Origin of the sequence: Vaccinium witches'-broom phytoplasma str. VAC (assembly GCF_000309405.1) — a bacterium.
Lineage (GTDB): Bacteria > Bacillota_I > Bacilli_A > Acholeplasmatales > Acholeplasmataceae > Phytoplasma.
On sequence record NZ_AKIN01000227.1, the window covers coordinates 1 to 308 of the forward strand.

Annotated in this window: 1 pseudogene; it reads left to right on the forward strand. The window is 25.0% G+C overall.

Annotated elements, in window-relative coordinates:
• Positions 1-308, forward strand: a pseudogene (locus tag RI68_RS04000) (DUF2963 domain-containing protein); the annotation flags it as partial.

Genomic DNA, 308 nt, shown 5'->3' on the forward strand with positions numbered 1-308 from the left:
TAATGAAGAAAAATATAAAGAAACAGATAAAAATGGTAATATTAAATATTTTAAAACTAAACTTTATAAAACAGTATCAGATTTTAAAAAATTAGGGGTTACAGCGGTCCAATTAAAAGAAATCGGTTTTACATTGAAACAAATATTAGATGCTGGGTATACATTACAAGATCTTAAATCTGCAAGATTTTATGTCGATGAATTAAAAGAATTAAAAGCTGCCGGATATAAAGCAAAACAATTTAAAGGACATTTTGATTTAAAAGAAGGTGTTTATAAAAGCTTAGGATATACAGCTAAGGAATTAA